The following is a 25612-nucleotide window of genomic DNA, read 5'->3' as shown; positions in this document are numbered from 1 at the left end:
GAAAGGCGGAACAGCGGAAGCGGGCCGGCTGAGGCCCGCGCGTTCGATACGTGGAAATCTTGTGTCCGGAGCCTGGATCGCGTCGGCCCCAAACAGGGGACCGAGGTATCGACCTCAAAGAGCGGGAGCGGGCACTTCCTCCAATGACGGCGGCGGCTTAACCCCGCGACCGGCCCGCTCGGACGGCCTCGATAATGTCGATGGCGGCCCGGACGCCGCCTTCTATATCCAGTTGGGAGTTATCTAGCAAGTAAGCATCCGCGGCCGGTTTCAGGGGGGCAATCGGCCGGTTCTTGTCACGTTCGTCGCGCTGGATGATGTCGGCGAGAACGGCGGCCTCGTCGGCCTCCTCGCCCCTCGCCTTGGCCTCCATGGTCCGGCGGCGCGCCCGGACTTTTGGGTCGGCGACGACGAAGATCTTCACGTCGGCATGCGGGCAGATCACGGTTCCAATGTCCCGGCCGTCCAGCACCGCGCCGGGCGGATCGGCGGCGAATTGCCGCTGAAAATTGACCAGGGCCTCGCGCACCCTGGGGATCGCCGAGACGATGGAGGCGCCCTCGCCGGCCTTCTGGGTCTTCAGGGCGGGATTGCCGAACTTTTCGGGATCGAGTTCCAGCGCTGCGGCGACCGCAGCCTCCTCGTCCCGGAGATCGTGACCGGACTGCATCAGGGCATAGGCCACCGCGCGATAGATCACGCCGGTATCGAGATGACGGTAGCCGTAATGGTGCGCGAGACGCTTGCCGAGCGTCCCTTTGCCCGAAGCCGCGGGCCCGTCGATGGCGATGATCATGTCACTCAAACCTTGGCTGTCTGCGGCCCGCGCGCACGTCGCAATGGCCGCTCTTCGGTAAAAATATTGCGAGACGCGAACTCGGCCGGGCTCGCAAAAGTGAGATATTCGCGCATCGCGTCGGACGGGGACGACGCGGTGAACCATGGCTCGGCAAGGCGTCGGGCCGGATCGCAGACCCAGGCCGGCACCCGGCCAAGACAACGTTGTTTTGCCAGATATTCGGCGATCGCACCGACCAGGGCGTCGAGCCGTTCGTTCTGCGTCAGCGCCGGCTCGTCCTCGATCGTCTCGTATTGAGCGAGGCTTGTCCCGGCCAGATCGAACGTGTCTACGAATTCGGCCAACGTCGCGTCCTGCGGCGCGCCGGCGCGAATACGGTCGACGGCTTCAGCGAGGGTATTTGGGCGCATCCGCTCCTCCCCCGAGATCCATGTTTTTCAGCAAGAAGCGTTGCTTCTCCGAGGACGCGGCGCTCACCGGAAAATATCGGCCTAGCAAAGCGATGGCTTCCTCAACAGTCGAGATTCCGACGACTTTCATCAAGTTCAAAATATCCAGCCGCTCCGTCTCCCCGCGAACGGGATCCGTGATACGGAACGCCTTCAATTTCAATGCCAGAAGATATGCAGCGGAGGGCACGGAAACCTCAAGCCCTGGTGATGTGCCGTCACGTGGGAAAGTGCCGAATTCGAGGTGATCCGCGGCGCGATCAGCCAGCGGGCTGAGATGAAATACGACCTGATCGTTGAACCAGTCGGCGTCCCATCCATTCCGCGCGGCAATTTCGGCTGTTATCCTCTTCAGCCAATCTGGCAGCGGATGCTCGAGCTTCGAGACGTCGACATCTTCCGTCGCAAAGCGGAAATTACTGGCGAGCATGAGGGCGGAGCCACCATAGACCGCGATCTGAAGCTTGGTTCCGGCGTCGGCCGCAGCGCGGCCGATCGAATCGAAAGCGTCCAGCAAGGCCTCGCGGTCGAGGGCTTCGCTCATGGCCGCGGCCTCATGAAAACTCGGCCCCTAGCGAACGCATCATCGGAATGAAGTCCGGGAAACTGGTGGCGATGAAGGCGGTGTCGTCGACGGTCACCGGCTGGTCGGAAGCGCAGCCCATCGCCAGGGCGGACATCGCGATACGATGGTCCATGTGGGTTGCGACAGTGCCGCCGCCGGGGACGTGACCGCGGCCTTCGACGATCAGGTCATCGCCGGAGACCTCGACCTTCACACCGTTGACGCGGAGCATGGCGGCCGTGGCCTCCAGACGGTCGGATTCCTTGACGCGCAGTTCCTGCAGGCCGCGCATGATCGTCGTGCCCTCGGCGAAAGCGGCTGCCACCGCCAGCACGAGATATTCATCGATCATCGAGGGCGCGCGCTCCGGCGGCACCACGACGCCGCGCAGCTTCGAGGCGCGCACGCGCAGTTTCGCCATCGGCTCGCCAGCGTCACCGCGGATCTCGCTCTCCTCGATCGATGCGCCCATTTCGCGCAGCGTGGTGAACAGGCCGGTGCGCAGCGGATTGGTCATGACGTCGGACAGGACGACATCGGAGCCCTCGACGATCAGCGCCGCGACCACCGGGAAAGCCGCCGACGACGGATCGGCCGGCACCACCACATTGGCGCCGTGCAGCTCGGGCTGGCCTTTGAGCGTGATACGGCGGCCGTGCACGCCCTCCTGTGCCAAGGTGATGTCGGCGCCAAAATGCTTCAGCATCAATTCGGTGTGGTCGCGGCTGGCCTCGGTCTCGATGACCGTCGTGGTGCCGGGCGCGGCGAGGCCCGCCAGCAGCACCGCCGATTTGATCTGGGCCGAGGCGACCGGAGTCTTGTAGGTGATCGGCAGCGGGTCGCGCGCGCCCTGAAGGGTCAGGGGCAGACGGCCACCCTCACTGCCCGAAATGACCTTGGCGCCCATCTTTTCCAAGGGATCGAGGATCCGGCGCATCGGGCGGCTGCGCAGCGAGGCGTCGCCGTCGAAAACCGCCGAGATCGGGCAGCCGGCGACGGCGCCCATCACCAGCCGGCAGCCGGTGCCGGAGTTCCCGAAATCCAGCGCTCCCTTGGGCTGGGCGAAGCCCGCGACGCCCACACCCTGCACCTTCCAGGCAAAATCGCCGGTCCGCTCCACGGTGGCGCCCAGCGCCTGCATCGATTTGGCGGTGTTGAGGACGTCTTCGCCTTCCAGCAGGCCTGAAATCCTGGTCTCGCCGACCGCGAGCGCGCCCAGGATGAGGGCACGGTGGGAGATCGACTTGTCCCCGGGCACCCGTACTTTCCCGGTCAGGGCCCCGCTGGCGCGAGCCTGGAGCGGCCTCGTTTGGTCGGAATGGGTCACGATTGTGTCCTTGGATGCGCCCTCGAGGGGGCTGGGCGCAGGTACCACATGGTCCGCGCCTCGTCACGGGCATGTCGTTCTCCCGTAATGCGCTATTGACAGCGGGCCGCCAACTAGCCAAGTGAAACACCGCTTTTCAGACATTCCCAGGATTCCTGCCGTGGCCAAGTCCGAACTCGGAACTAAACGTATTTGCCCGACCACGGGCAAGAAGTTCTATGACCTCAACAAGAATCCGGTGATCTCGCCCTATACCGGCGAAGTCGTGCCGATCGCCCCCGTCGCGCCCGCGCGCGTGCCCCGCGGCGCCGAAGCCCGGCACGCAGCGACGGCGGACGCCACGCCGGAGCCGGCAGAGGTCGAGGAGGTCTCGCTCGAGGAGGCCGACGCCGAGGAGAACACCGGCAAGGTCAAGGCCGCCGTGCCCGAATCCGAGGACGATATCGAGGTCGATGAGACCCTCGATGACGACGATGACGATGATTCGACCTTCATTGCCGACGAGGAAGAGGGCGATGAGGACGTGACCGACATCATTGGTGATGTCGGAGGTGATGAAGAGACTTGAGATCAGCCCTGATCTGTGAAAAAGGGTGCACCGCGCGAGTCACCAGGGCTCGCCGGTGCGGGTGATCCACCAGGATCCCCGCAAGGACTAAAGGGGCCATAGCTCAGCTGGGAGAGCGCTTGCATGGCATGCAAGAGGTCGGCGGTTCGATCCCGCCTGGCTCCACCACGCTTCGCCCTTCGGGCTACGCGTGGCGCAGCCGCGCGAAGCCTGAAGGGTGAAGCGTGGTGTCCGGCGTAGCCCGAAGGGCGAAGACGGACTGGTGAGACCCCCACCTAACGGCTACCCGGGCGATAGCGTCGATGTGGTACGTCTACATCCTCCGCAGCATTGAATTTCCCGAGCAGGAATACGTTGGCGCTACCGAGAATTTGAAGCGACGGATTCCGGAGCACAATGCCGGCAGATCCAGCCACACCGCCAAGTTCAAGCCCTGGAAGCTGATCTGGTACTGCGCCTTCCCCGACAAGCATAAAGCGCTCGCGTTCGAGGCGTATATGAAGTCTCACTCCGGGCGCGCTTTCACGAAGAAGCGGCTGTCGTAAGGGATACGCCCCCTACTCCCCGATCACCGCGTTCAGCCGATCCCGCAGCGCGACGATCTCGTCCTTCATCGACACCAGTTCCGACACCGAGCAGTCCGAGGCCGCCAGGATCGACTGTGGCACGCTGCGGGCTTTTTCCTTCAGGGCCTGCCCCTGCGCCGTCAGCGCGATCAGGACCTGACGCTCGTCCTCGCTCGAGCGGGTGCGCCTCACGAGATGGGCGGCCTCGAGCCGCTTGAGCAGCGGCGTCAGCGTGCCCGAATCCAGGAACAGCCGCTCGCCGATGTCCTTGACCGGCACGTCGTCGCGCTCCCACAGCACCAGCATCACCAGATATTGCGGATAGGTCAGGCCGAGCCGGTCCAGCAGCGGCTTGTAGACGCGGTTGAAGGCGTGCGCGGCCGAATAGACCGCGAAGCAGATCTGGTTGTCGAGCCGCAGCGGCGCGTCCGCTGCCGAAGGTCTTCGAGGCATGGAGAATCTCACGGGATTTCCTCCCATTCTGGGGCCGGCGGGCGGCACATTCAATTGCGAACAATTAAATGTGAGCCATGCTAATTTCAATTGTGCACAATCTAATTGTTTGCGATACAGAGCGTACCCCAACCGGAAGACCCGAGGAGACGACAATGTCCGTGAACGTCCTCTACAAGACCAGCGCCAAGGCCACCGGCGGCCGCGACGGCCATGCTGCAACCCTCGACGGCGCGCTCGACGTCAAGCTCACCACGCCGAAGGAGCTCGGCGGCGGCGGCGGCGCCGGCAACAATCCCGAGCAGCTGTTCGCGGCCGGCTACGCCGCCTGCTTCATCGGCGCGATGAAGTTCGTGTCGTCGCAGGGCGGGCCCAAGGTTCCCGCCGACGCCTCCGTGACCTCGACCGTCGGCATCGGCCCGCGCTCCGAGGGCGGCTTCGGTCTCGACATCGATCTCGCCGTCTCGCTGCCGGGCCTCGCCCGCGCGGAAGCCGAGGCGCTGGTCGAGAAGGCGCACCAGGTGTGCCCATACTCCAACGCCACGCGCGGCAATGTCGACGTTCGCCTGACGGTCGTCTGATCGAAAGGGCGGATTGGCTGGCCCGGGATCCCCCTCGGGCCGGCCGCTTCCGCTGATGCGCCAATCCTGATTTGCCATGCCGCGGCATGCGGCCGGCACTGCATACGTCCCTACGCAACAAGCCATTGCTGGCTTGTGCGAACCTCGCTAGGCCTGTGACCAAATCTCGACACAGGGAAGCGAAGGCATGAGTTCTGAAGCCGCCAGTTCTGAAGCCGCATTGGGCGCAATGAGCGGATTGCGCGTCATCGACCTCACGCGCGTGCTCGGCGGTCCCTACTGCACCCAGATCCTCGCCGACCACGGCGCCGACGTGATCAAGGTCGAGCCGCCCGCCGGCGACGAGGTGCGCGAATGGGGCCCTCCCTTCCACGAGGAGGACGCGGCCTATTTCGTCGGCATCAACCGGAACAAGCGCTCGATCGGCCTCGACCTCGCCTCCGAGGGCGGCCGCATCGTGCTGCTCAAGATGCTGGAGACGGCCGACGTCCTGATCGAGAATTTCAAGCCGGGCACGCTGGAGAAATGGGGCATCGGCAACGATGTGCTCAGCAAGAAATTTCCGCGCCTCGTGCATTGCCGGATCTGCGGCTTCGGCGCCGACGGCCCGCGCGGCGGCAATCCCGGCTATGACGCCATCATCCAGGCCATGACCGGCATGATCGCTGCGACCGGCTCGCCCGAGAGCGGGCCGATGCGGATCGGCGTGCCGCTGGTCGACATCACCACCGGCCTCTACGCGGCGATCGGCATCCTGATGGCGCTGTCGGAGCGGCAGCGTTCGGGCAAGGGGCAATTCCTGGAGACGACGCTGTACGAGACCGGCCTTGCCATCATGCATCCGCACACCGCGAATTATTTCATGCATGGCAAGCCGCCGAGCCTCACCGGCAACGAGCATCCAAACCTCGTGCCTTATGCGATCTTCCCGACCAAGACCGACAACATCTTCATCGGCGTCGGCAATGACGGCACCTTCCGCAAGCTCGCCAAGGAAATCGGCAAGCCGGAGCTCGGCACCGATCCGCGCTTTGCCCGCAACAAGGACCGCATCGCCAACCGCGAGGCGCTGCGCGCCGAGCTCGCCGCCGTGTTCAGCCAGCACGAGGCCGAGCCGCTGTGCAATCGCCTGCTCGCCGCGGGCCTGCCCGCGGGTCCCGTGCAGAAGATCGACCAGGCGCTGACCAACCCGCACACGATCGCGCGCGGCGATATTATCGAGAAGGACTGGTACAAGGGCGTGGCCTCGCCGATCCGGCTCGACCGCAGCAAGCCGAGCCTGCGCCGCCTGCCGCCGAAATTCAGCCAGCACTCGGCGGAAGTGCTGGGCGAGTTCGGCTACTCCAAGGCCGAGATCGACGCGATGGTCGAGCAGGGCACCGTCTGCGGCCCCGAGCGCAAGCGGTAGAGGCCACCACCTCCGTCCAACGAATGATGCCGCAGTGCGGCGCGGGCACGATAGTGCAGCGCGAACGGAGGAGGCTGCCCCCTCCGTCTTCGCCTATTTGCCGGCTTCCCTTTTCCAGCGCTTGCCGCTTTCGTTTCGGCCGCTTACACAGTCATGTGAACGTCATATGGCGCTGCTAGCGCAAGCGCTTCTTTAGTGACGGGCAAGGGAGGTTTTCTTGATGGCTCTTCGACATTTTGGCACGGCTGCTGCTGTTGCACTCACGGTTGGTCTCGGCGCTTCGCCGGCTTTGGCCGTGACGGAAATCCAGTGGTGGCACGCGATGACCGGCGCCAACAACGACGTCATCGTCAAGCTCGCCAACGACTTCAACGCGTCGCAGAGCGACTTCAAGGTCGTTCCGACCTACAAGGGCAATTACGCCGACACCATGAACGCGGGCATCGCGGCGTTCCGTGCCGGCAACGCGCCGCACATCATGCAGGTGTTCGAGGTCGGCACCGCCACCATGATGGCTGCGACCGGCGCGGTGAAGCCAGTCTACAAGCTGATGGCCGACGCCGGCGAGAAGTTCGATCCCAAGATCTACCTGCCCGCCATCACCGGCTACTACTCGACCTCGAAGGGCGAGATGCTGTCGTTCCCCTTCAACTCGTCGTCCACCGTGATGTGGGTCAATCTCGACGAGCTGAAGAAGGCCAATGTCGCGATCCCGAAGACCTGGCCCGAAACGTTCGAGGCCGCCAAGAAGCTGAAGGCTGCCGGTCATGACACCTGCGGCTTCTCCGGCTCCTGGGTTACCTGGGTCAATCTCGAGCAGCTCTCCGCCTGGCACAACGTCCCGCTCGCCAGCAAGGCCAACGGCCTCGACGGCTTCGACACCAAGCTCGAGTTCAACGGGCCGCTCCAGGTCAAGCATCTCGAAAACCTGGTCGAGCTGCAGAAGACCAAGGTCTACGACTATGCCGGCCGTACCAACACCGGCGAAGGCCGCTTCACCTCGGGCGAATGCCCGATCTACCTGACCTCGTCGGCCTTCTTCGGCAACGTCAAGGCCCAGGCCAAGTTCGCCTTCACCGCGGTGCCGATGCCGTATTATCCGGAGGCAAAGGGCGCGCCGCAGAACTCGATCATCGGCGGCGCTTCGCTCTGGGTCATGGGCGGCAAGCCGGCCGACGAATACAAGGGCGTCGCGAAATTCCTGACCTTCCTCTCGGACACCGATCGCCAAGTCTACATCCACAAGGCCTCGGGCTATCTGCCGATCACCAAGGCGGCCTATGAGAAGGCCAAGGCCGAGGGCTTCTACAAGGACCAGCCCTATCTCGAGACCCCGCTGCTCGAGCTGACCAACAAGGAGCCGACCGAGAACTCGCGCGGTCTGCGCCTCGGCAACATGGTTCAGCTCCGTGACGTCTGGTCGGAAGAGATCGAGCAGGCGCTGGCCGGCAAGAAGACCGCCAAGCAGGCGCTGGATGCCGCCGTCGAGCGCGGCAACACGATGCTGCGGCAGTTCGAAAAGACCGCCGTCAAGTGAGGCGATGAGCGGCAGGCCGGTTACCCCGCCTGCCGCTTTCGGCGGACACCATGCAAAAGCAAGCCATTTTCCAATCCAGGCTATTGCCCTACGCGCTGGTTGCGCCGCAGCTCGCGATCGTCCTGCTATTCTTCTACTGGCCGGCCTTGCAGGCGGTCATCCAGTCCTTCCTGCTCCAGGACGCCTTCGGTCTGTCGACGAGCTTCGTCTGGTTCGACAATTACATCGAGCTGTTCAAGGACCCCGCCTATTTCGAGGCAATCGTCCGGACCTTCTTCTTCTCGTTCGCGATCGCGGTCTCGTCGTTGTCCTTTGCGCTGCTGCTCGCCGTCATGGCGGACAAACCCCTGCGCGGCTCGATGCTGTACCGCACGCTCTTGATCTGGCCCTATGCGGTGGCGCCGCCCGTGGTCGGCGTGCTCTGGATCTTCATGCTGCATCCCTCGCTCGGCGTGATCTCGCGCTATTTGCGCGCTGCCGGGATCGACTGGAATCCGCTGCTCGACGGCGACCAAGCCGCCAGCCTGATCATCCTCGCCGCCGCCTGGAAGCAGATCTCCTACAATTTCCTGTTCTTCCTCGCCGGCCTGCAGAGCATCCCGCGGAGCGTGCTCGAAGCCGCCGCGATCGACGGCGCACGCCCGATGCGCCGGTTCTGGACCGTGACCTTCCCGCTGCTGTCGCCGACCATCTTCTTCCTGCTGGTCGTCAACATCGTCTACGCCTTCTTCGACACGTTCGGCATCATCGACACCATGACCCGCGGCGGTCCCGGCAAGTCGACCGAGACGCTGGTCTACAAGGTCTATTCCGACGGCCTGCTCGGCGGCAATCTCGGCAGCTCCGCGGCGCAATCGGTGATCCTGATGATCATGGTCATCGTGCTCACGGGAATCCAGTTCCGCTTCGTCGAACGCAAGGTAACCTACTGATGGTCGAGGAAGAGGGCTTTCGGCGCTACGTTGCCCACATCATTCTCTGGATCGGGATCGCGATCGTCGCCTTCCCGGTCTACATCGCGTTCATCGCCTCGACCCAGGACAACGCGCTGATCGCGAACGGGCAGATGTCGCTGCTGCCGGGCGGTCATTTCTTCGAGACCTATTATCAAACCATCTTCGTCGGCACGAGCGGCTCGACCCGCGAGCCGGTCGGCAACATGATGCTGAACTCGCTGGTGATGGCGCTGCTGATCGCGATCGGCAAGATCGCGATCTCGATCATCTCGGCCTATGCGATCGTGTATTTCCGCTTTCCGTTCCGGATGCCGATCTTCTGGATCATCTTCATCACGCTGATGCTGCCGGTCGAGGTCCGCATCTATCCGACCTACAAGATCGTCGCCGACCTGCACATGCTCGACAGCTATGCGGGCCTCGCGCTACCGTTGATCGCCTCGGCCACCGCGACGCTGCTGTTCCGCCAGTTCTTCATGACCGTGCCGGACGAGCTGCTGGAAGCCTCGCGCATCGACGGCGCCGGCCCCTTGCGCTTCTTCTGGGATACGCTGCTGCCGCTGTCGCGCACCAACATGGCGGCGCTGTTCGTGATCCTGTTCATCCTCGGCTGGAATCAATATCTCTGGCCGCTGCTCATCACCACGCGCGACGACATGCAGACCATCCAGGTCGGCATCCGCAAGATGATCACCACCACCGACGCGCTGACCGAATGGCCGATCGTGATGGCAACCGCCGTGCTGGCCATGCTCCCGCCGGTGTTCGTCGTCGTCGCCATGCAGAAACTGTTCGTGCGCGGACTGGTCGAGACGGAAAAGTAAGAAGTGAGTTTTCATGGCTAACGTTACCCTGCGCAACGTCCGCAAGACCTATCCCGGCGGCTTCGAGGCCATCAAGGGCGTCAACGTCGATGTCGGCGACGGACAGTTTTGCGTGCTGGTCGGCCCCTCCGGCTGCGGCAAGTCCACGCTGCTGCGCATGGTCGCAGGCCTCGAGACCGTCACCGGCGGCGAGATCGACATCGGCGGCCGAATCGTCAACCAAATCGAGCCCGCCGATCGCGACATCGCGATGGTGTTCCAGAACTACGCGCTCTATCCGCATATGAGCGTCTACAACAACATGGCTTACGGCCTGCGCAACCGCGGCATGGCGGAGGCCGAGATCAAGGCCCGCGTCGAGGAAGCCGCGCGCGTGCTCGAGCTGTCGCCGATGCTGGAGCGCAAGCCGCGCCAGCTCTCCGGCGGCCAGCGTCAGCGCGTCGCCATGGGCCGCGCCATCGTGCGCCAGCCCAAGGTGTTTCTGTTCGACGAGCCGCTCTCGAACCTCGATGCGAAACTCCGCATCGCGATGCGCGTCGAGATCCGCAAATTGCAGCGCCGGCTCAACACGACGTCGATCTACGTCACCCACGACCAGCTCGAAGCCATGACGCTCGCCGACATTCTCGTCGTGATGAACGGCGGCCAGGTTGAGCAGGTCGGCAATCCCCTGGCGATCTACGAGAAGCCGGCGACCACCTTCGTCGCCTCCTTCATCGGCGCGCCGCCGATGAATTTGATGTCGACGCGCCCCGAGGAGATCAGGTCGCAGCTTGCGGGCAGCGCGGCGGCCGATGCCGGCATCCTCGGCATCCGCCCGGAAGATTTCGTCATCACCGACCAGACACCGGCCGGCGGCGTCGCCTTGCCGCTGACCGTGGAGGCGATCGAGCGCGTCGGCGCCGAAACCTTCGTCTACGGCTCGCGCGAGCAGGAAGAGCAGCGTGTCGCCGCCACGCCGGGCGAGCTGCCGCCCGGCGAGATCATCGTCCGCATTCCCGGAACCGAGGCGCCCGCGATCGGCGCGAAAATCCGCGTCGCGGCGCTACGGGCGAAGCTGCATTTGTTCAGCGGTGACGGGCGGACGCGGCTGGAGGGCTGAAGGTCCAACCAAAAAGTGCGAAAACAACCCCATGCACAGTAGAGGGGGCTTTGTTTTCGTTGGAGTAATTCTCCTGCAACTTCGTCGTGCCCGGGCTTGTCCCGGGCATCCGCGTTCTTGATGCCGCGAATAAAGATCGGGAATGGCCGGGACAAGCCAGCCATGACGGTTCGGGAGCATCTGGCGGCGCGACCAGCCCCTCCACAGCACTCTGCTACGTGCTTGAACCCACAGGGGAACGTGCCCATATTGCTGATCAAGGGGCGCCTCTATGGGCCCTGATGCACCAAAGTCGCTTTGCGAGGACTTTGTAAACTATGTCTCGTGTTCCCACGTTATCCAGTCCGTTCCTTCTGGGCTTCGACGAGATTGAGCGCGTGCTCGATCGCGTCGTCAAAGGCGCCGACGGCTACCCTCCCTACAATATCGAGAGGTGTGGCGGCGCGGACGGCCAGCCCGAGCGCTTACGTATCACGCTGGCGGTCGCCGGATTTACGCGCGACCAACTCGATGTAACCATTGAGGAAAACCAGCTCGTGATCCGCGGGCGGCAGCAGGACGACAAGTCCCGGCAATACATCCATCGCGGCATCGCCGCGCGCCACTTCCAGCGCACCTTCGTGCTGGCGGAGGGGATGCTGGTGCTGGGTGCGGATCTGAAGAACGGGTTGTTGTCGATCGATCTGGCCCGGCCTGAACCGGAGAGGATCGTTAAGACAATCGCTATCAATGAGCACGAATAATGGAACGAGTAGCGGACTCGACCGCTTAGTGTTCCAGAGGAGTCGAGACCATGAGTGAAGGTCACGTTGCGTTCGAATACGAAGCCAAGAACGTCTCGCCCGAGACGCTGGCAACCCTGGGCGAAGGCCATATCGCCTATGTGAAACAGATCCGCTCCGAGGACGTGCCGGGCCTGTTTCCCGAAGCGCCGAAAATCGCGCCGGGCCTCAAGCTCTTTGCGCTCCACGCCGCCGACGGCACGCCGATCATGCTGACCGACAGCCGGGAAGCTGCGATCGCCAATGCCTGGAGCAACGAGCTGCAAGCCGTCAGCGTGCACTGAGCGCACGTCGCACGAATAGAGTTTCCAGCGGGCATGCCTTCTTGCGAAGGCGTGCCCGTTTCCATTTCGTGTGCAAACTCGAACCGGAGCGCGAGCGCGATCTGACTGAATCGATTGAGCCACGGACCCGTCCGACTTGTCTCGCTTAAGTAAACCGCCGACGCGAGCCGCGCGCATGGGAATACTGAACTAGCCGCAAGGGGCGCGCTCGTATCGCACCGAACAGTTACGGAACGCGGGATTGCGGCTTAGTCGCTTGTCCCCATGTGGCGCTGGATAGAACTCCTCGCAACAACAGCAAGCGCTAGATTAAAATGACCTAGTGTGAGGCCGCGGCGTGCTTAGCTCTCGTGCCCCGGACGCGACGCAGCGCAAAGCGGCGCGGCGCAGCACGACGCATCGCGCGGTGGAGTTCAGGTCACGTAACTTTCCCGCTTCAACGCCCCGCCGGCATCAGCGCCCGCATGACGTCCGGCTTCCAGGTTTGACGCGCGCTGTCGAAGGCCGCGAAATCATGGTCGAACTGCCAATAGGCCCATGCCCAGCCAAGCCGGTCCGCACTTCGCGCCACGAACGACAGATATCGCGTCCGGGCTTCGGCCGGAGCGCGCTCGTACACGCCGAACTCGCCGAGATAGATCGGGCGCCTTTCCTTTTCCGACCAGATCCGGATCTTTTCGAAGTCGGCGAGAGCCTTCCGTTCGTCCTCCGGCGTGCCCCAATCGAGTGGCCCGATTTGCGAAAACGTTGGGGACCACGGCGCACCCTGATGCGTGAAGCGTATCGGCGCGTAATAGTGAAACGTGACGATGAGGTTCCTGTCACCTGACGGCAGGGCCAGTTCCTCGACCGGCATGTCATCGACGTTGAGAACGGCAGCAATGACCGTCCGTCCGGGATTGCCGGTGCGGATGATGCCGAGACACTCGTTCAGAAGCGCGTTCCAGCTGGTCGACGTCATCTGCCCGCCGGGCTCGTTGAGGACCTCGAAGACCAGCGTCGGATATCTTCCGGCATAGCGCCCGGCGATTTGCGTCCAGAACGCCTTCAGCTTCTCGGCGCATCCGGACACGTCGCGCTGGCAAGTATCCGTATCGTGCTCGTCGAGAATGGGGATGAGCTTCCGGGCGAGCACCTCCTCGATCACGGCATCAAGCCGCCTCAAGACGATTTCATCCAGCAGATTCCCTGGGCCCATGAACTTGAAGCCGAAGAAATTGATCCGAACGTGCGAGAACCCGGCCTTTCGGATGGCCGTGAGGTTGTCCAGACGAAATGGCGCGTTCCGGCCTCCCTCCCAGATGCCGTCGTAGCCAAGGATGTTGATGCCGCGCCCCAACTCTCCTGGAGCGGGCGCGGTGCCCTGTCCGGCTGCGTCGGCCTGAGAGCAGATCGCAAGCATGGTTATCGCCAAGGTGAGACGGAAGGTCACCGACCAGCGGGCGCAGATGGCATTCAAGCTGCTTCCTCCATCATGGCTGCAGGGGTTGCTGCGGCACCGGCCTGCACACTGCGAAGAAGCATGCGACGAGAAGCACCGACGTGAACATCGTCGAGCGAAGGAACATCGTCTCCGTGAAGTTCGATTGAAAGCTCAAGACGACAAATCCGATGATGAGAGCGCAATGGCAACGATTGATCGACCGCGTGGCGATCAAATACAGGACCTTTTCCGAAAACAGATAGACGCTCGCGACGAACAGCAAATATCCCAGAAACCCCGTTTCGATCGCCACCGCGATGTAACCGCTATGATAATTGTCGAGCACCCAGCCATGGTTCTGGTTGAAATAGTCGTAAATCGAAGGACGCGTCCAGAATCCGTTGATGCCAAAGCCCAGCAGGGGCGCATCGTTGAAATGGCTGATGGCGTACTGCCAGATGAAGGTCCGCTCGGTCAAATCGATGGTCGATTCGCCGAGATGGATGGAATCGTACCCCGTCAGATAGAAATACAGGAACAGCAGGGCGGCCAGGATGCACATGATGAACGGCAGAACCGCATAGACTCTCATGCAACGGATCGACCACATCGAGGTCACGAGCAGTCCACACGCGGCAACGGCAACGGCGCCGGCACCGCGGGATTCCGAGGCGATGACGCACGTCAATGCCAGAAGGAACGTCGCGAGAAAAGCGATCCATCCCTGCCCCGTCATCTTCTGATAGCAGGCAAAGAACATCAGATATGCGCTGATGAAGCCGAGCGTCTGCTTCGATTCGTAGATTCCTTGCCACTGGCCATTGTGCATCCAGCTCTGGTCGACGCCGATCTCTGGCACGAAGACGGCACACAAGGCCGAGGCGGCGACCAGAATGAAGAACCCGAGGGCCGTCGATCCGACGATCTCGTCCATGTCGATACGCGTAATGAGGCAGTACGCACCGAAGGTCGTCACCACAAGTGCCGCGCTCTTCATGATCGCCGCAACGGCGAGACTGGTCCAGAGAACGGAAATGGCAGCGAGGGCATAGAATGCCACCAGCGCGATGAGATCGGGATTGAGCTGCACGCGCACGCGTGGACGCACGAAGACACTGGCGTAGATCAGGATGCTCCACATCACGAGCGCAACGGCCTGTTGCAGATAGCTCCACTCTGCGGGAAGCAGCGCGGGATGGAAGACCCCCATCGACGCGACCACGTTGACGGTGATCGAACCGCGGATCACGTTTCGGGCAAGCTTCTCCACGCCGACGCTGCGCGCTTTCCAGATCGCGCTTTCGTATGCCTCGGAATCCGAAGCGATTTGGAGGTTGGCCCCGAGCTGACCTTCCTGAAGCACGGCTGATGTTCCCTTACCGCGCGTCGCGACCGCCTTCGCGCGGTCGACATTCCCGGGGCTTGCGCCGCGAGCGGGCCTCCATTGGCCCGGACGTCAGTTCGAGCAAAAGCGCAGCGTGAACCCAACGATATCGATGATTGGCGGTTCGTCGCCGGCTCCAACGCCAGCACCGAATGGATCGCCTGGGCGTTTCGCGAGGCGCGTAGCTTTTGGACGATACGCCGGGCATCCGCCGGCCGAGGCCCGGTTGCCCGGGCCGCTCTCCCCCCGCCGCGCCAATGCGCAACGACGCATTTCCATTCCGAATCACGTCCGCTCAGTCCAAAGCTTCGAACGACTCTTAGCGGATCCTGGCGCCGCCCAATATGCCGTGCGTCTCACGCGGGACAATTTTCGGAGCGTCTACCTGGAGGTCCCTTGGGGCAGGGCGAGCGCCGACAATGCCTGGCGATCCAGGAGGCCAGAGTCGACCCGGCCTTTGACGGCGACGTTACGCCGCGGTGGCCGGCGGCAGTGCCAGCACAGAGTAAATCGCCTGGGCATCGCGCGAGGCACGCAGCTTCTTGGCGATGTCCTGGTCGCGCAACAGGCGGGCGATGCGGGCGAGCGCCTTGAGGTGATCGGCGCCGGCGCCTTCGGGGGCGAGCAGCAGGAAGACCAGATCGACCGGCTGGCCGTCCATCGCATCGAAATCGATCGGGCGGTCGAGGCGAGCGAACAGGCCAAAGATCTTTTCGAGCTTGGGCAGCTTGCCGTGCGGAATGGCAACGCCATAGCCGACCGCGGTGGTGCCGAGCTTCTCCCGCTGCAGCAGCACCTCGAACACGGAGCGCTCGTTCTGCCCGGTCAGCTCGGCGGCCCTGGCCGCGAGCTCCTGCAGAGCCTGCTTCTTGCTGTTGACCTTCAATGCCGGGAGAATCGCCTCGGGTGCGACCAGATCGGTAATCGGCATGGAGGGTTTCCGAGGTGAATTAAACCGTCAGGTTCCGAATTGGCCGGCTTGGAGAGAAACCACGCCGGGCCGGCGCGAGAAGGTGAAGCAGGAAGGGGACTTAGCCCCGGTCCTGATGTGGGGCGCTTCTACTCCAACGCAATCCCGGTGCCAACTGCCGCGTGCGGCTTTGCCCCGGTCATTGTTAAGCCCTGGGGATCATACGGGGCTCCGGTTTTTGGCTAACCGCCCGCCTTGCCGTCCGGTTTCGCACCAGGCGGGTCGATCCAGCCCACATTGCCGTCGGCCCGGCGGTAAATGATGTTCACCCGGCCGCTGGAGCCGTGCTGAAAGACCAGGCAGGGGGCCCCACTCAGGTCGAGTTCCATGACGGCCTCGCTGACCGACAGCGGCTTCAGCGAGGTGGTGGCCTCGGCGATGATGACGGGGCTGTAGCCGGTGACCTCGTCCTCGCCCTCCGGCGCCTCGAGCACGTAGCTGGTGGCATCGAGCGCAGCCATCGCTTCGGAGGCGACATGGGCCTTGCGGGCGGAGCGGTCCTTGAGCCGGTTCTTGTAGCGGCGCAGCCGCTTCTCGATCATCAGCAGCGCCTGGTCGGCGCTGGCATAGGCATCCGGCGCGTTCGAATCGGCCTCGAGCGTGATCCCGGAATCGAGATGCAGGGCGCAATCGGTGCGGAAGCCGAAGCCGTCCTTGCTGAGCGTGATGTGGCCGGAATAATTGCCGTCGAAATATTTGCGCAGCACCTCGTCGGTGCGGTCGGCAACGCGGCCGCGCAGGGCCTCGCCGACGCTGATGCTCTTTCCGGAGATTCTGAGAGTCATGTGATGCCTCGCTTGGTTCACGTGCTCGCGGTGCGATGACACGTCATCGCACCTCTGGAATATTCCCTGCGCATGATCTCCCCGCAAACGCGTTTGGCCTTTTTCGGGAAGGGAAACCGTTGGCCACTTTTCCGGATCATGCGCGTGCTTGGATCGGTCTCGACGGGAGGTCGAGAGTAGCGGGATTTCGCGCCAGCGCAATCAGGCTGGCTCGGTGTTGCGGGAACGATCGGACAACGCGGTGGAGAGGACGTTACCAAGAGCGCTCTGCTTGTCGCGGCGACGTTGCACCGAGGAAGGAATGCGCATGGCTTCGCGGTACTTCGCGACCGTGCGGCGGGCAATATCAATGCCCGAGGCGCGCAAGCGTTCCACGATGGTGTCGTCCGACAGGATCGCCGCAGGCTCCTCCGAATCGATCAGCTGCTTGATGTGGTGGCGCACGGCTTCGGCGGAATGCGCCTCGCCGCCATCGGCCGAGGCGATCGAGGCCGTGAAGAAATATTTCAGCTCGAACGTGCCGCGATTGGTCGCCATGTATTTGTTGGCGGTGACGCGCGACACCGTGGATTCATGCATCTGGATGGCGTCGGCGACGGCCTTCAGATTGAGCGGCCGCAAATGCGCCACGCCGTGGGTGAAGAAGCCGTCCTGCTGGCGCACGATCTCGGTTGCAACTTTCAGGATGGTGCGGGCGCGCTGATCGAGCGCGCGCACCAGCCAGGTCGCGTTCTGGAGCGCGTCGGTGAAATAGGACTTGTCGCCGTCCTTGCCGATCTTCTTCGAGAGCTCGGAATAGTAGGTCTGGTTGACCAGCACGCGCGGCAAGGTGTCGCTGTTGAGCTCGACATGCCAACCGCCGTCGGGACCCGGGCGGACATAGACGTCGGGCACCATGGTCTGCAAACGCGCCGAGCCGAACTTCATGCCGGGCTTGGGATTGAGGCGGCGAATCTCGCCGATCATGTCGGCGATGTCCTCGTCGTCGACGCCGCAGAGCTTGCGCAGCGCCACGATGTCGCGCTTGGCCAGGAGATCGAGATGCTCGACCAGGGCCTGCATCGCAGGGTCGTAGCGGTCGAGCTCGCGGAGCTGGATCGCGAGGCATTCGCTCAAATTGCGCGCACACACCCCGGGCGGATCGAACTTTTGCAGCACGGCAAGGACGCCCTCGACGTCGGCTTGCGTCGCGCCAAGGCGCTCGGCGGCCTGGCCGAGGTCCGGCGGCAGATAGCCGGCCTCGTCGACGAGGTCGATCAGATACTGGCCGATCATGCGCTGCGCAGGGGCGGTGAAGGCCACCGAGAGCTGCTCGGCGAGATGGTCGCCGAGCGTGGTTTCCGCGGCGACGAAGGCCTCGAGATTGTAGTCCTCGTCGCCGGAGGCACCGCCGCCCCATTCCGTATAGGTGGTCGGCGCCGCATCCTGGGCGTTGCGCGCCGCGGCCTCGGCCGGCTCCTCGGAGAAGACGTTGTCCAGGCCCGTATCCAGGGTCTGCTCGATCTCGGCGCGGGTGCCGAGATCCTTGCTCATCCATTCTTCCTGGCCCGGCTCGAACGCCTCGCCCGGACCGCCGCCCGGCTCGTCGCTACTTCCACCGCCGAAATCGTCGTTATCGCTGTACTGGCCGGCCTCGGCCGGGGCCTCGCCCGCGGGGGCCTCGTCATTGGCCCGTTCCAGCAGGGGGTTACGCTCGAGCTCCTCTTCCACGAAGGTCGTGAGATCGAGATTGGACAATTGCAGCAGCTTGATCGCCTGCATCAACTGCGGCGTCATGACCAGCGACTGCGATTGCCGGAACTCTAATCTCTGCGTGAGCGCCATGAAGCAAGAACCGTTCCCAAAAATTGGTCCGATTTTTGCTTATCCTAGTCCGGGCCCGATGTACACGCCTTGACGAAACCCAAAAACGGGCTAGAGGCGGAATTCCTCGCCAAGGTAAAGGCGGCGCACGTCCGGATCGGCGACGATCTCATCCGGGCTCCCCTCGGTCAAGATTTCACCGGCATAGACGATGTAGGCGCGATCGGTGAGGCCGAGCGTCTCGCGGACATTGTGGTCGGTGATGAGCACGCCGATGCCGCGATTGGTGAGATGGCGGACGAGGTCCTGGATGTCGCCGACCGCGATCGGGTCGATGCCGGCGAAGGGCTCGTCGAGCAGCATGTAGTTCGGACGCGTCGCCAGCGCGCGCGCGATCTCGACGCGGCGCCGCTCGCCGCCGGACAGCGCGATCGAGGGTGATTTGCGCAGCCGCGTGATGTTGAACTCGTCGAGCAGCGAATCGAGCTGCTGCTCGCGCTTCTTGCGCGAGGGCTCGACGACCTCGAGCACGGCGCGGATGTTCTGCTCGACGGTGAGGCCGCGGAAGATCGAGGCTTCCTGCGGCAGATAGCCGATGCCGAGCCGCGCGCGCTGATACATCGGCAGCTTGGTAACGTCGTGGCCGTCGAGCTCGATGGCGCCGCGATCGGCCTTGATCAGGCCGGTGATCATGTAGAACACGGTGGTCTTGCCGGCGCCGTTCGGACCGAGCAGGCCGACGGCTTCGCCGCGGCGCACATAGATGCTGACGCCGCGCACCACCTGGCGGCTGCCGAACGCCTTTTCCACGCTATGCACAGCCAGGAAGCCCGGCCGCTTCAGGAGCTGGGGCCCGCCGGTGCCGTTCGGCTTGGCGGCGGCCCTGACGGGATGAACCGCCGGCTGACGCGGCGCCTCGGCCTGATAGTCGTCTTGATAGTCACCCTGGAACTGATCGGGCGCAGGTATCGCCTGATCGCGGGCCATCGGCGCGTCCCTGATAGGGCTGGTCACGAGCCCGCCGACGCCGTCACCGAGCGCGGTGATGTCCTGACGCGCAAATCCTGGCCGGCCGCGCTTGGCGGGGCGCCGACGGAACATGCTGAAGAGATCGACCATCCCCGCCTTCTAGCCTTTCGCGACGATCCTGCGCGAATTCGCGCAACTGCCGCACAGGCATTTCGATTTGCCGGTGCAGCATGAGTGAAGGGATGTCTCATGCCCAGTGAAACACGCCCGAAAAGCGGCGGACCCCGCTTCGAAAGCCCTGCGCGCTAGATACAGTCTCGCCGGCCAAGCTTCAACCTCGGTTCGGCCGCATCCGAACCAAGCTGTTGAATTCATTTCGGTTTAGTTGCACCGGGCAATTGCAAAGGCGGCGCCCCGCCGGGCTTGCCCGAACCGCAATCATTGCCGCCGCCCTGCGGCAGCAGGGCCTGAACCCGGCCGTTGTCGGATTCCACCCGCGACACGCCGGTCGTCATGTCGACCATCAGACGGTCGCCGCGCAGCACGTTCTTGCACTGCGTCAGGACGACCTGGCCCCCGCCGCCCAGCATGGTGATGAGATTGGTCCTGGTGTCGAACACGGCGGTCTCGCCCGTCACCACCTGGTCCTTCTGGGTGACCACAACATTGCCGCGCGCCTCCAGCCGCTTGATCGAGGAGCTGCCACCCGGGCCCGGCTGCGCCGACTGCATCGGCGCGCTCTTGGTCGCCTTGGCCGCCGGCTGCGGCGTAGCCGGCTTGTCGCCGCCCGATTCGTAGAACACCACCAGCGTCTTCGAGGTCATGGTGGTGTCGCCCTGGACGACCTTCACATTGCCTGAGAAGGTCGCCTCCTTCTTCTTGTCGCGCATCTCGAGCGAGGCGGCTTCGATCTGGATCGGCTGATCGCGGTTCTGCGAAAAGCCCTGCATCGCGTTGGGCACGCCCTGCATCGTGCTCTGCGCAAATGCGGCGCCGGTTGCAGCAAGCGCGACGGTGGCGGCGAGCGCAACTGCACTGAAGATGGCATTGCGCGTGTGATTGCGCGGAAAAGACCTGATCATGAAATCACTTTGAATTGGCAGATTTGTTCTTTGACTTGGCCGGCGGCGCCGCCGGCGCGGGCTCGACCGGCGCAGGCTGCGCGGCGGCGGGGTCATCCAGCTTGTCCAGATGCATCACCACATTGCCCTCGAAGCGGATGACGTCGCCGCCTTCCGTGATACGCAGCTTGTCCGCGGTCAGCGTGCCGTTGGTCAGCTTGACGTCGACACGTTCGTCCGAGGAGACCGTGCCCTTGCCCATGTCCACGAAGGCCGAGTTCAGCCGCGCCTCGTAGCCGGTCGAGGTGCGCAGGAAGATGTCCTTGTGCAAATCGAGCTGCTGCTGCTTGTTGTCGAAGCGGCCGGTGCGGGCATCGAGGAACAGGGTCGATTGATCCTCCATCAGCACTTTCGCGCGCAGGTCTTTGAGATCGACGTGATCAGGATCGGTGATGTCCTGGGTCGCGGTCTTGGCCCAGAGCTCGTAGGGCCGCTGATCCGGCGTGAAGCCGGCCAGATGCGGCGATTCCATCGTGATCTTGGTGCCCGACACCACCATGTTTTCGACGGTGAGCGGCAGCTCGGGAATCCTGAATTTGTTGAAGAACGCGATGTAGATGATCACGGCCATGGCCACGATCACCGTCGCCGGGACCGAGACCCGCAGAATCCGCACCAGGCGGCTGTGGCGCGCCGCGCTGGCAAACTTCGCCGCAAGCGCGGCGTCGTAGGTTGGATTGTGGGCCGAATTCACCTGAGCTCCAGGGTGCCTGCTAGCCTGTTCGGGTCGAAGGTTCATTGTACCCGGCGCCGGCAAAATATGCAGCTGGCGACAGGCCGTTACGAAAGTGTCCGAAACGGGGCGGCAACTCCCTCCAGATGGGCTCAGGAGTGCGCGAAAATGTCCTCCTCCTCCCAGCCCTGGAGGTCGAGCAGGGCGCGGGTCGGCAGGAAATCGAAACAGGCTTTGGCCAGCGCAGTGCGGCCCTCCCGCACCAGCATGGCGTCGAGCCGCTCGCGCAGGGCGTGGAGGTGCAGCACGTCGGAGGCGGCGTAGGCGAGCTGCGGCTCGGTCAGGCTGTCGGAACCCCAGTCGCTGGATTGCTGCTGCTTGGAGAGATCGACATTGAGCACCTCGCGCACGAGGTCTTTCAGGCCATGGCGATCGGTGTAGGTGCGGATCAGACGGGAGGCAATCTTGGTGCAATAAATCGGGCCGGTCATGACGCCGAAGGTCTGGTACAGCACCGCGACGTCGAACCGCGCAAAGTGGAAGATCTTGGTGATGGCGGGATTGGCCAGGAGCGCCTTGAGGTTCGGCGCGTCGGTGTGGCCCTTGGGGATCTGCACCACGTCGGCGCTGCCGTCGCCGGGCGAGAGCTGCACCACGCAGAGCCGGTCGCGGTGCGGGTTCAGCCCCATGGTCTCGGTGTCGATCGCCACCGCTCCGGTGTAGCGGGACAGGTCGGGCAGGTCGCCGCGATGCAGGCGTACGGTCATGGCGTTCAAAACCTCGGGTCTAATCGGTGCGTCGGCACAATAGCGAATTCGGATTGCCCGCGATGTAGCCATTGCCGGCGGACCGCGCAAGCACGGGTTCGCTCAGATCGCCGCCAGCATGATGCAGATCATCGCCGCAACCGCAATGCGGCTGGGGCCGTCGCGGAAGGCGTACAGAATCGGGTCATCGGGCATCTCGCGGCGATGCGCCATCATCAGGGCGCGGCCGAACCAGTACAGCAGCAGCGGATTGAGCAGCCACAGCATCCAGGGACGGCTGTACAGCGGCATCACCGCGGACGAGGAGACGTAGAGCGAGAACACGGTCACCGCGTTCATCGCGCTCGCCGCCGCCATCGCGCCGATGATTTGCAGGTCGGTGATTCTGTAGTCGCGGTTGGAAGGATCGGAGAGGCCGGCGCTCTCGCGCATGCTGAGCTCGCTGAAGCGCTTGATCAGTGCCAGCGAGGTGAACACGAACAGCGAGAAGATCAGCAGCCATTCCGACAGCACCACGCCGACGCCGACCGCGCCGGCGACGATGCGAAGCGTGTAGAGACCGGCGAGCGTGACGATGTCGACCAGCATCTTGCGCTTGAGCGCGAGCGAATAGGCAATCGTGGTGACGAGATAGGCGCCGAGCACGCCGAGGAACAGCGGCGAGATGCAGAGGCCGGCCACGACCGCGAACAGCCACAACGCAGGGATCGCTGACAGCGCCGACGAGATCGGCAGATCTCCGGCCGCCAGCGCGCGATGGCGCTTGGTCGGATGCTGCCGGTCGGCTGCGAGATCCAGGAGGTCGTTCATCAGATAGGCGCCGGACGCACAGGCCGAGAACGCCAGGAACGCCAGCAGCGCGGAGCCGAAGCTGGCAAAGTTCAGCTGATGCGCGGTGATGACGGGCACGAACACCAGCGTGTTCTTGGCGTATTGATAGACCCGCAGCGCCTTGGCCCAGGTCTTCAGGCTCGCACGGCCGCTACTGCGGGCGCCGATGCGCGCGATGAAGGCGCGATCGAAGGGAAGCTCGCCCGCGGCAAGATTGGCCGGCGCAACCACGCCGTCGAAGCCGAGATGCGCGGCGATGCCCGCGGCATGACGGGCGAAGCGGTCAGCGACCAGATAGATCTTCTCGCCCCGCGCCCGCGCCGCCAGCGCCTGGTTCAGCACTTCGGAGTCGTAGGGCAGATGGGCGTAGTCGATCTCGGCGCGCGCCAGGATATCCGTGAGCGCCGCCATGCCCGGGCGTCCGCCAGCGCCGAAGCGGGCGAGCATGCGCGCCGGCGCGCTGAACAGCGCCTCCATCAGCAGCTCGGACCGCAGCAGCGCGCCTTCGAGATCGATGACGAGCGTCCGCGCGGCCGCCGCCGTCGGTGCGGGGGCGCCAGACTCGTACTGCCGGGCAGGCTGCTCCATCCGAAAACGCTCTGACTTGCCGCAAACTGACCGGCATCCGGCCGGGGAGCAGGGAAATGGACGGTCAGGACACTAGGGGAGCATTCGCTAAAGGCGGCTTAATCGGGGCTGCAGGCGCAGCGAGAACAGGTGGGAGCGCCCGCCGGTCCAGCGACAAATGCACACTTATCAATGGGTTATGACCCAGCAACCGCTCGCGGCGCCTTCTTCTGCGCAGCCATGGCCGGCTTCGCGGGCGTCGCCTGGGCGTGCGGCTGTGGGGATGCGGCTTCCGGCGTGGCGACCGCGAACAGACGCCATTGCATGGAAGGCCAAAGCCCGACATCACCAGCCGACGCGCATTCCGACGCGGCCGCCCAATCCGCCGCCATTGGTGCCGTAGGTCAGGCCGCCACTGGCCTGCACATGCTCGCTGACGCGCAGCGCTGCACTCATGGAGAGCGCATTGGTGTTCTGGAAGGTGCCCCAGTTCATGCTCATTGCGATCTTCTCGGACGGCATCAGCCATGGCGAGCCGGACATTGCAAAGGCCATCGCGACGCCGTTGATCGCCTTGCCGGCTCTGCCGTCGATCTCGTTGAGGCGGGCATTGATGCCGGCGAGCTGGCTATTGATGCCTGCGATATCCGCGGGGCTCGCAAACCCGAGCGCACTGAGCGAGGTCGCCGCGAGATTGCCGGCCGCGTCCGTGGTGACGAGCTGCACCGGTCCGGACTGCGCGGCCGTGCTCGCGGCCGAGGTGACGCCTGTCATCGTGTAGGTATTGCTCGCGGTGCCGTAGACCTGCTGGTTCGCGCGCGTCGCGGTGGCGCCATTGCCGACCGCGGTGGAATTGGCGAAGGTTGCGGAGGCGCCATTGCCGAAGGCCGAGGAATTTGCGCCGGTGGCGTTGGAGCCGTTGCCCACCGCGGTGTTCGCGACACCGTTTCCGCTCGCATTGGCGCCGTTTCCGACCGCAATGTTGAAGCTGCCGGTCCCGCTGGCATTGGATTGCGTGCCGTTCGCGATATTCCTCGAATTGGCGCCGTTGGCATTCGCAAGATAGCCGGTCGCCGCGTTGGAGCTGTTGGCGCCAAATGCGATGGCGGCGTTGCCGGTGGCGACGTTGTTGCTTCCGGACCCGCTCGCGTTGGTATTCAGGCCGGTCGCGATGTTGAAGCTGTTGTCGCCGGTCGCGTTGGAGTTGACGCCGGTCGCGATGTTGCCGCTGCCGTTGCCGAAGGCGTTGGCGTTGCTCCCCGTCGCGGTGTTGGCGCTGGCGTCACCGTAGGCCTTGGCGACAAACCCGCTCGCAACATTTCTGCTGTTGTTGCCGGAGGCATTGGAACTGCGCCCTGTCGCAACGTTCCTGCTGTTGTCTCCGTTGGCCAGGGCGGTCAGCCCGGACGCAAGATTGCCGCTGTTGTTGCCGCTGGCATTGGCTCCGGCGCCGGCCGCGATATTGGTGCTGTTGTCACCGCTGGCTTGCGCGTTGTTTCCGGACGCCATGTTTTTGCTGCCGTCACCGCTGGCGATGGCTCCCGCTCCGGTCGCGCTGTTGAAACTGTTGTTGCCGCTGGCGTTGGCATTGCTTCCGGTCGCAATATTGGAGCTGCTGTGGCCGCTGGCGTTAGCGCCGGTCCCGGTCGCGGAGTTGTTGCTGCCGTTGCCGTCAGCGGAAGCAGACGGCCCGCAGGCAAAATTGCTCGCTGATCCGGCCGCCGTGGCGCCTTGCTCAGACGCGGCACCATCCACGCACACGAACTGAGCCCGGGCCTGCGGTGCGCCGGCGCAGGCCGCGATCACGGCAATGAGCGCCGTTGCCAGAAAAGCGGTTGCTGGCGCCCGCGATGAAATCGTCATGTTCGTTCCCCACTCCCGTCTTCCAAACTCGCAACCGGCAAGACGAGGAAGAATGAAGACCGCCGTCACTTCCAGCCCCAGCCTGCCACTGCGTCAACGCGATTGACGCTTGTGCAACACTCAAAGCATGTGAGCTGTGGTTTTGGGAAGGCTCCCGACGCAGGCAGGTCTGCGCGGCATTCCGTCCTCCCATGTTCATGGGGCATGTTCGTGGGGCTTGCCCCGACGACCCAACTTCTCAGTCCGCGCATCCCT

The 25612-nt window shown here is 64.0% G+C and carries 26 protein-coding genes and 1 tRNA gene; 11 read left to right on the top strand and 16 right to left on the bottom strand.

Annotated features, from left to right (window positions below):
• Positions 1-157: 157 nt before the first annotated feature.
• The 4 genes from cmk to aroA are packed head-to-tail and all read right to left on the bottom strand — an operon-like array spanning position 158 to position 3140.
• The gene (cmk, locus tag AABA86_RS24805; protein ID WP_028139472.1) at positions 158-796 is read right to left on the bottom strand and encodes a (d)CMP kinase; all 639 of its coding nucleotides are present in this window, start codon (positions 794-796) and stop codon (positions 158-160) included.
• A 5-nt stretch (positions 797-801) separates the two neighbouring features.
• Positions 802-1143, bottom strand: a complete 342-nt coding sequence (locus AABA86_RS24800; protein ID WP_338308754.1) for a hypothetical protein — start codon at positions 1141-1143, stop codon at positions 802-804.
• A 43-nt stretch (positions 1144-1186) separates the two neighbouring features.
• On the bottom strand, positions 1187-1792 hold the full coding sequence (locus AABA86_RS24795; RefSeq protein WP_212243425.1) for a hypothetical protein: 606 nt from the start codon (positions 1790-1792) through the stop codon (positions 1187-1189).
• 10 nt (positions 1793-1802) lie between these two features.
• Positions 1803-3140 (bottom strand): 3-phosphoshikimate 1-carboxyvinyltransferase, encoded by a 1338-nt coding sequence (gene aroA, locus AABA86_RS24790; protein ID WP_338308753.1) that lies wholly within the window; start codon positions 3138-3140, stop codon positions 1803-1805.
• Between the two features lie 160 nt (positions 3141-3300).
• Here aroA and AABA86_RS24785 point away from each other — a divergent pair, with 160 nt between their 5' ends.
• The 3 genes from AABA86_RS24785 (at position 3301) to AABA86_RS24775 (ending at position 4253) form a co-directional block, all read left to right on the top strand.
• Positions 3301-3708, top strand: coding sequence for a TIGR02300 family protein (locus AABA86_RS24785; protein ID WP_211411279.1), 408 nt, complete (start codon positions 3301-3303; stop codon positions 3706-3708).
• A 92-nt stretch (positions 3709-3800) separates the two neighbouring features.
• A tRNA-Ala gene (locus AABA86_RS24780) sits at positions 3801-3876 on the top strand.
• A 134-nt stretch (positions 3877-4010) separates the two neighbouring features.
• Complete coding sequence (locus AABA86_RS24775) at positions 4011-4253, top strand: GIY-YIG nuclease family protein (RefSeq protein WP_338308752.1); 243 nt, start codon at positions 4011-4013, stop codon at positions 4251-4253.
• 12 nt (positions 4254-4265) lie between these two features.
• On the opposite strand, the gene AABA86_RS24770 is transcribed toward AABA86_RS24775, so the two are convergent.
• Entirely contained in the window at positions 4266-4727 is a 462-nt protein-coding gene (locus AABA86_RS24770; protein WP_212243422.1) for a MarR family winged helix-turn-helix transcriptional regulator, read from the bottom strand.
• Between the two features lie 155 nt (positions 4728-4882).
• On the opposite strand from AABA86_RS24770, the gene AABA86_RS24765 reads away from it, so the two are divergent.
• The 8 genes from AABA86_RS24765 (at position 4883) to AABA86_RS24730 (ending at position 12201) form a co-directional block, all read left to right on the top strand.
• Positions 4883-5308, top strand: coding sequence for an organic hydroperoxide resistance protein (locus tag AABA86_RS24765; RefSeq protein ID WP_018323436.1), 426 nt, complete (start codon positions 4883-4885; stop codon positions 5306-5308).
• A 187-nt stretch (positions 5309-5495) separates the two neighbouring features.
• On the top strand, positions 5496-6716 hold the full coding sequence (locus tag AABA86_RS24760) for a CaiB/BaiF CoA transferase family protein (protein ID WP_338308751.1): 1221 nt from the start codon (positions 5496-5498) through the stop codon (positions 6714-6716).
• 220 nt (positions 6717-6936) lie between these two features.
• Entirely contained in the window at positions 6937-8253 is a 1317-nt protein-coding gene (ugpB, locus tag AABA86_RS24755; RefSeq protein WP_212243420.1) for a sn-glycerol-3-phosphate ABC transporter substrate-binding protein UgpB, read from the top strand.
• A gap of 50 nt (positions 8254-8303) precedes the next feature.
• On the top strand, positions 8304-9185 hold the full coding sequence (gene ugpA, locus AABA86_RS24750; protein WP_338308750.1) for a sn-glycerol-3-phosphate ABC transporter permease UgpA: 882 nt from the start codon (positions 8304-8306) through the stop codon (positions 9183-9185).
• Positions 9185-10033 (top strand): sn-glycerol-3-phosphate ABC transporter permease UgpE, encoded by an 849-nt coding sequence (gene ugpE / locus AABA86_RS24745; RefSeq protein WP_091962352.1) that lies wholly within the window; start codon positions 9185-9187, stop codon positions 10031-10033. The genes ugpA and ugpE overlap by 1 nt, the downstream gene beginning before the upstream one ends.
• 13 nt (positions 10034-10046) lie before the next feature.
• The gene (locus tag AABA86_RS24740; protein ID WP_338308749.1) at positions 10047-11135 is read left to right on the top strand and encodes a sn-glycerol-3-phosphate import ATP-binding protein UgpC; all 1089 of its coding nucleotides are present in this window, start codon (positions 10047-10049) and stop codon (positions 11133-11135) included.
• Positions 11136-11452: 317 nt separating this feature from the next.
• Complete coding sequence (locus tag AABA86_RS24735; RefSeq protein WP_018323442.1) at positions 11453-11878, top strand: Hsp20 family protein; 426 nt, start codon at positions 11453-11455, stop codon at positions 11876-11878.
• 50 nt (positions 11879-11928) lie between these two features.
• Positions 11929-12201, top strand: coding sequence for a DUF1150 family protein (locus AABA86_RS24730; protein ID WP_007598581.1), 273 nt, complete (start codon positions 11929-11931; stop codon positions 12199-12201).
• A 436-nt stretch (positions 12202-12637) separates the two neighbouring features.
• Here AABA86_RS24730 and AABA86_RS24725 read toward each other — a convergent pair whose 3' ends face one another.
• The 11 genes from AABA86_RS24725 to AABA86_RS24675 all read right to left on the bottom strand — a co-directional run bounded on the left by AABA86_RS24725 (position 12638) and on the right by AABA86_RS24675 (position 25357).
• Positions 12638-13660: a glycoside hydrolase family 5 protein gene (locus AABA86_RS24725; RefSeq protein WP_338308748.1), complete on the bottom strand. Its 1023-nt coding sequence runs from the start codon at positions 13658-13660 to the stop codon at positions 12638-12640.
• Positions 13661-13673: 13 nt separating this feature from the next.
• On the bottom strand, positions 13674-14987 hold the full coding sequence (locus AABA86_RS24720) for an O-antigen ligase family protein (RefSeq protein ID WP_212243404.1): 1314 nt from the start codon (positions 14985-14987) through the stop codon (positions 13674-13676).
• A gap of 490 nt (positions 14988-15477) precedes the next feature.
• A complete protein-coding gene (gene ptsN / locus AABA86_RS24715) occupies positions 15478-15939 on the bottom strand; it encodes a PTS IIA-like nitrogen regulatory protein PtsN (protein WP_338308747.1) in 462 nt (153 codons plus the stop codon).
• 221 nt (positions 15940-16160) lie between these two features.
• Complete coding sequence (hpf, locus tag AABA86_RS24710) at positions 16161-16763, bottom strand: ribosome hibernation-promoting factor, HPF/YfiA family (protein ID WP_338308746.1); 603 nt, start codon at positions 16761-16763, stop codon at positions 16161-16163.
• 201 nt (positions 16764-16964) lie between these two features.
• The gene (rpoN, locus tag AABA86_RS24705) at positions 16965-18587 is read right to left on the bottom strand and encodes an RNA polymerase factor sigma-54 (protein ID WP_212243402.1); all 1623 of its coding nucleotides are present in this window, start codon (positions 18585-18587) and stop codon (positions 16965-16967) included.
• Between the two features lie 90 nt (positions 18588-18677).
• Positions 18678-19685, bottom strand: a complete 1008-nt coding sequence (gene lptB, locus AABA86_RS24700; RefSeq protein ID WP_338308745.1) for an LPS export ABC transporter ATP-binding protein — start codon at positions 19683-19685, stop codon at positions 18678-18680.
• A gap of 221 nt (positions 19686-19906) precedes the next feature.
• Positions 19907-20617: an LptA/OstA family protein gene (locus AABA86_RS24695; RefSeq protein ID WP_338308744.1), complete on the bottom strand. Its 711-nt coding sequence runs from the start codon at positions 20615-20617 to the stop codon at positions 19907-19909.
• Between the two features lie 4 nt (positions 20618-20621).
• Positions 20622-21350 (bottom strand): LPS export ABC transporter periplasmic protein LptC, encoded by a 729-nt coding sequence (gene lptC / locus AABA86_RS24690; RefSeq protein ID WP_338308743.1) that lies wholly within the window; start codon positions 21348-21350, stop codon positions 20622-20624.
• 131 nt (positions 21351-21481) lie between these two features.
• Positions 21482-22096 (bottom strand): ribonuclease D, encoded by a 615-nt coding sequence (locus AABA86_RS24685; protein ID WP_094976049.1) that lies wholly within the window; start codon positions 22094-22096, stop codon positions 21482-21484.
• 102 nt (positions 22097-22198) lie between these two features.
• A complete protein-coding gene (locus AABA86_RS24680; protein WP_338308742.1) occupies positions 22199-23515 on the bottom strand; it encodes a UbiA family prenyltransferase in 1317 nt (438 codons plus the stop codon).
• A gap of 324 nt (positions 23516-23839) precedes the next feature.
• Positions 23840-25357, bottom strand: a complete 1518-nt coding sequence (locus AABA86_RS24675) for a hypothetical protein (RefSeq protein ID WP_338308741.1) — start codon at positions 25355-25357, stop codon at positions 23840-23842.
• Positions 25358-25612: the final 255 nt, after the last annotated feature.

The organism is Bradyrhizobium sp. TM233, assembly GCF_036247965.1.
Classification (GTDB): Bacteria; Pseudomonadota; Alphaproteobacteria; order Rhizobiales; family Xanthobacteraceae; genus Bradyrhizobium; species Bradyrhizobium ottawaense.
Note: the sequence above shows the minus strand (reverse complement) of the source record. Positions and strands in the feature narration are given on the sequence as shown.

Coding starts and splice junctions, on each gene's coding strand:
- cmk (WP_028139472.1), bottom strand. CDS start 796: ATGATCATCGCCATCGACGGGCCCGCGGCTTCGGGCAAAGGGACGCTC.
- AABA86_RS24795 (WP_212243425.1), bottom strand. CDS start 1,792: ATGAGCGAAGCCCTCGACCGCGAGGCCTTGCTGGACGCTTTCGATTCG.
- AABA86_RS24775 (WP_338308752.1), top strand. CDS start 4,011: ATGTGGTACGTCTACATCCTCCGCAGCATTGAATTTCCCGAGCAGGAA.
- AABA86_RS24770 (WP_212243422.1), bottom strand. CDS start 4,727: ATGCCTCGAAGACCTTCGGCAGCGGACGCGCCGCTGCGGCTCGACAAC.
- AABA86_RS24765 (WP_018323436.1), top strand. CDS start 4,883: ATGTCCGTGAACGTCCTCTACAAGACCAGCGCCAAGGCCACCGGCGGC.
- AABA86_RS24760 (WP_338308751.1), top strand. CDS start 5,496: ATGAGTTCTGAAGCCGCCAGTTCTGAAGCCGCATTGGGCGCAATGAGC.
- ugpB (WP_212243420.1), top strand. CDS start 6,937: ATGGCTCTTCGACATTTTGGCACGGCTGCTGCTGTTGCACTCACGGTT.
- ugpA (WP_338308750.1), top strand. CDS start 8,304: ATGCAAAAGCAAGCCATTTTCCAATCCAGGCTATTGCCCTACGCGCTG.
- ugpE (WP_091962352.1), top strand. CDS start 9,185: ATGGTCGAGGAAGAGGGCTTTCGGCGCTACGTTGCCCACATCATTCTC.
- AABA86_RS24740 (WP_338308749.1), top strand. CDS start 10,047: ATGGCTAACGTTACCCTGCGCAACGTCCGCAAGACCTATCCCGGCGGC.
- AABA86_RS24735 (WP_018323442.1), top strand. CDS start 11,453: ATGTCTCGTGTTCCCACGTTATCCAGTCCGTTCCTTCTGGGCTTCGAC.
- AABA86_RS24730 (WP_007598581.1), top strand. CDS start 11,929: ATGAGTGAAGGTCACGTTGCGTTCGAATACGAAGCCAAGAACGTCTCG.
- ptsN (WP_338308747.1), bottom strand. CDS start 15,939: ATGCCGATTACCGATCTGGTCGCACCCGAGGCGATTCTCCCGGCATTG.
- hpf (WP_338308746.1), bottom strand. CDS start 16,763: ATGACTCTCAGAATCTCCGGAAAGAGCATCAGCGTCGGCGAGGCCCTG.
- rpoN (WP_212243402.1), bottom strand. CDS start 18,587: ATGGCGCTCACGCAGAGATTAGAGTTCCGGCAATCGCAGTCGCTGGTC.
- lptB (WP_338308745.1), bottom strand. CDS start 19,685: ATGGTCGATCTCTTCAGCATGTTCCGTCGGCGCCCCGCCAAGCGCGGC.
- AABA86_RS24695 (WP_338308744.1), bottom strand. CDS start 20,617: ATGATCAGGTCTTTTCCGCGCAATCACACGCGCAATGCCATCTTCAGT.
- AABA86_RS24685 (WP_094976049.1), bottom strand. CDS start 22,096: ATGACCGTACGCCTGCATCGCGGCGACCTGCCCGACCTGTCCCGCTAC.
- AABA86_RS24680 (WP_338308742.1), bottom strand. CDS start 23,515: ATGGAGCAGCCTGCCCGGCAGTACGAGTCTGGCGCCCCCGCACCGACG.
- AABA86_RS24675 (WP_338308741.1), bottom strand. CDS start 25,357: ATGACGATTTCATCGCGGGCGCCAGCAACCGCTTTTCTGGCAACGGCG.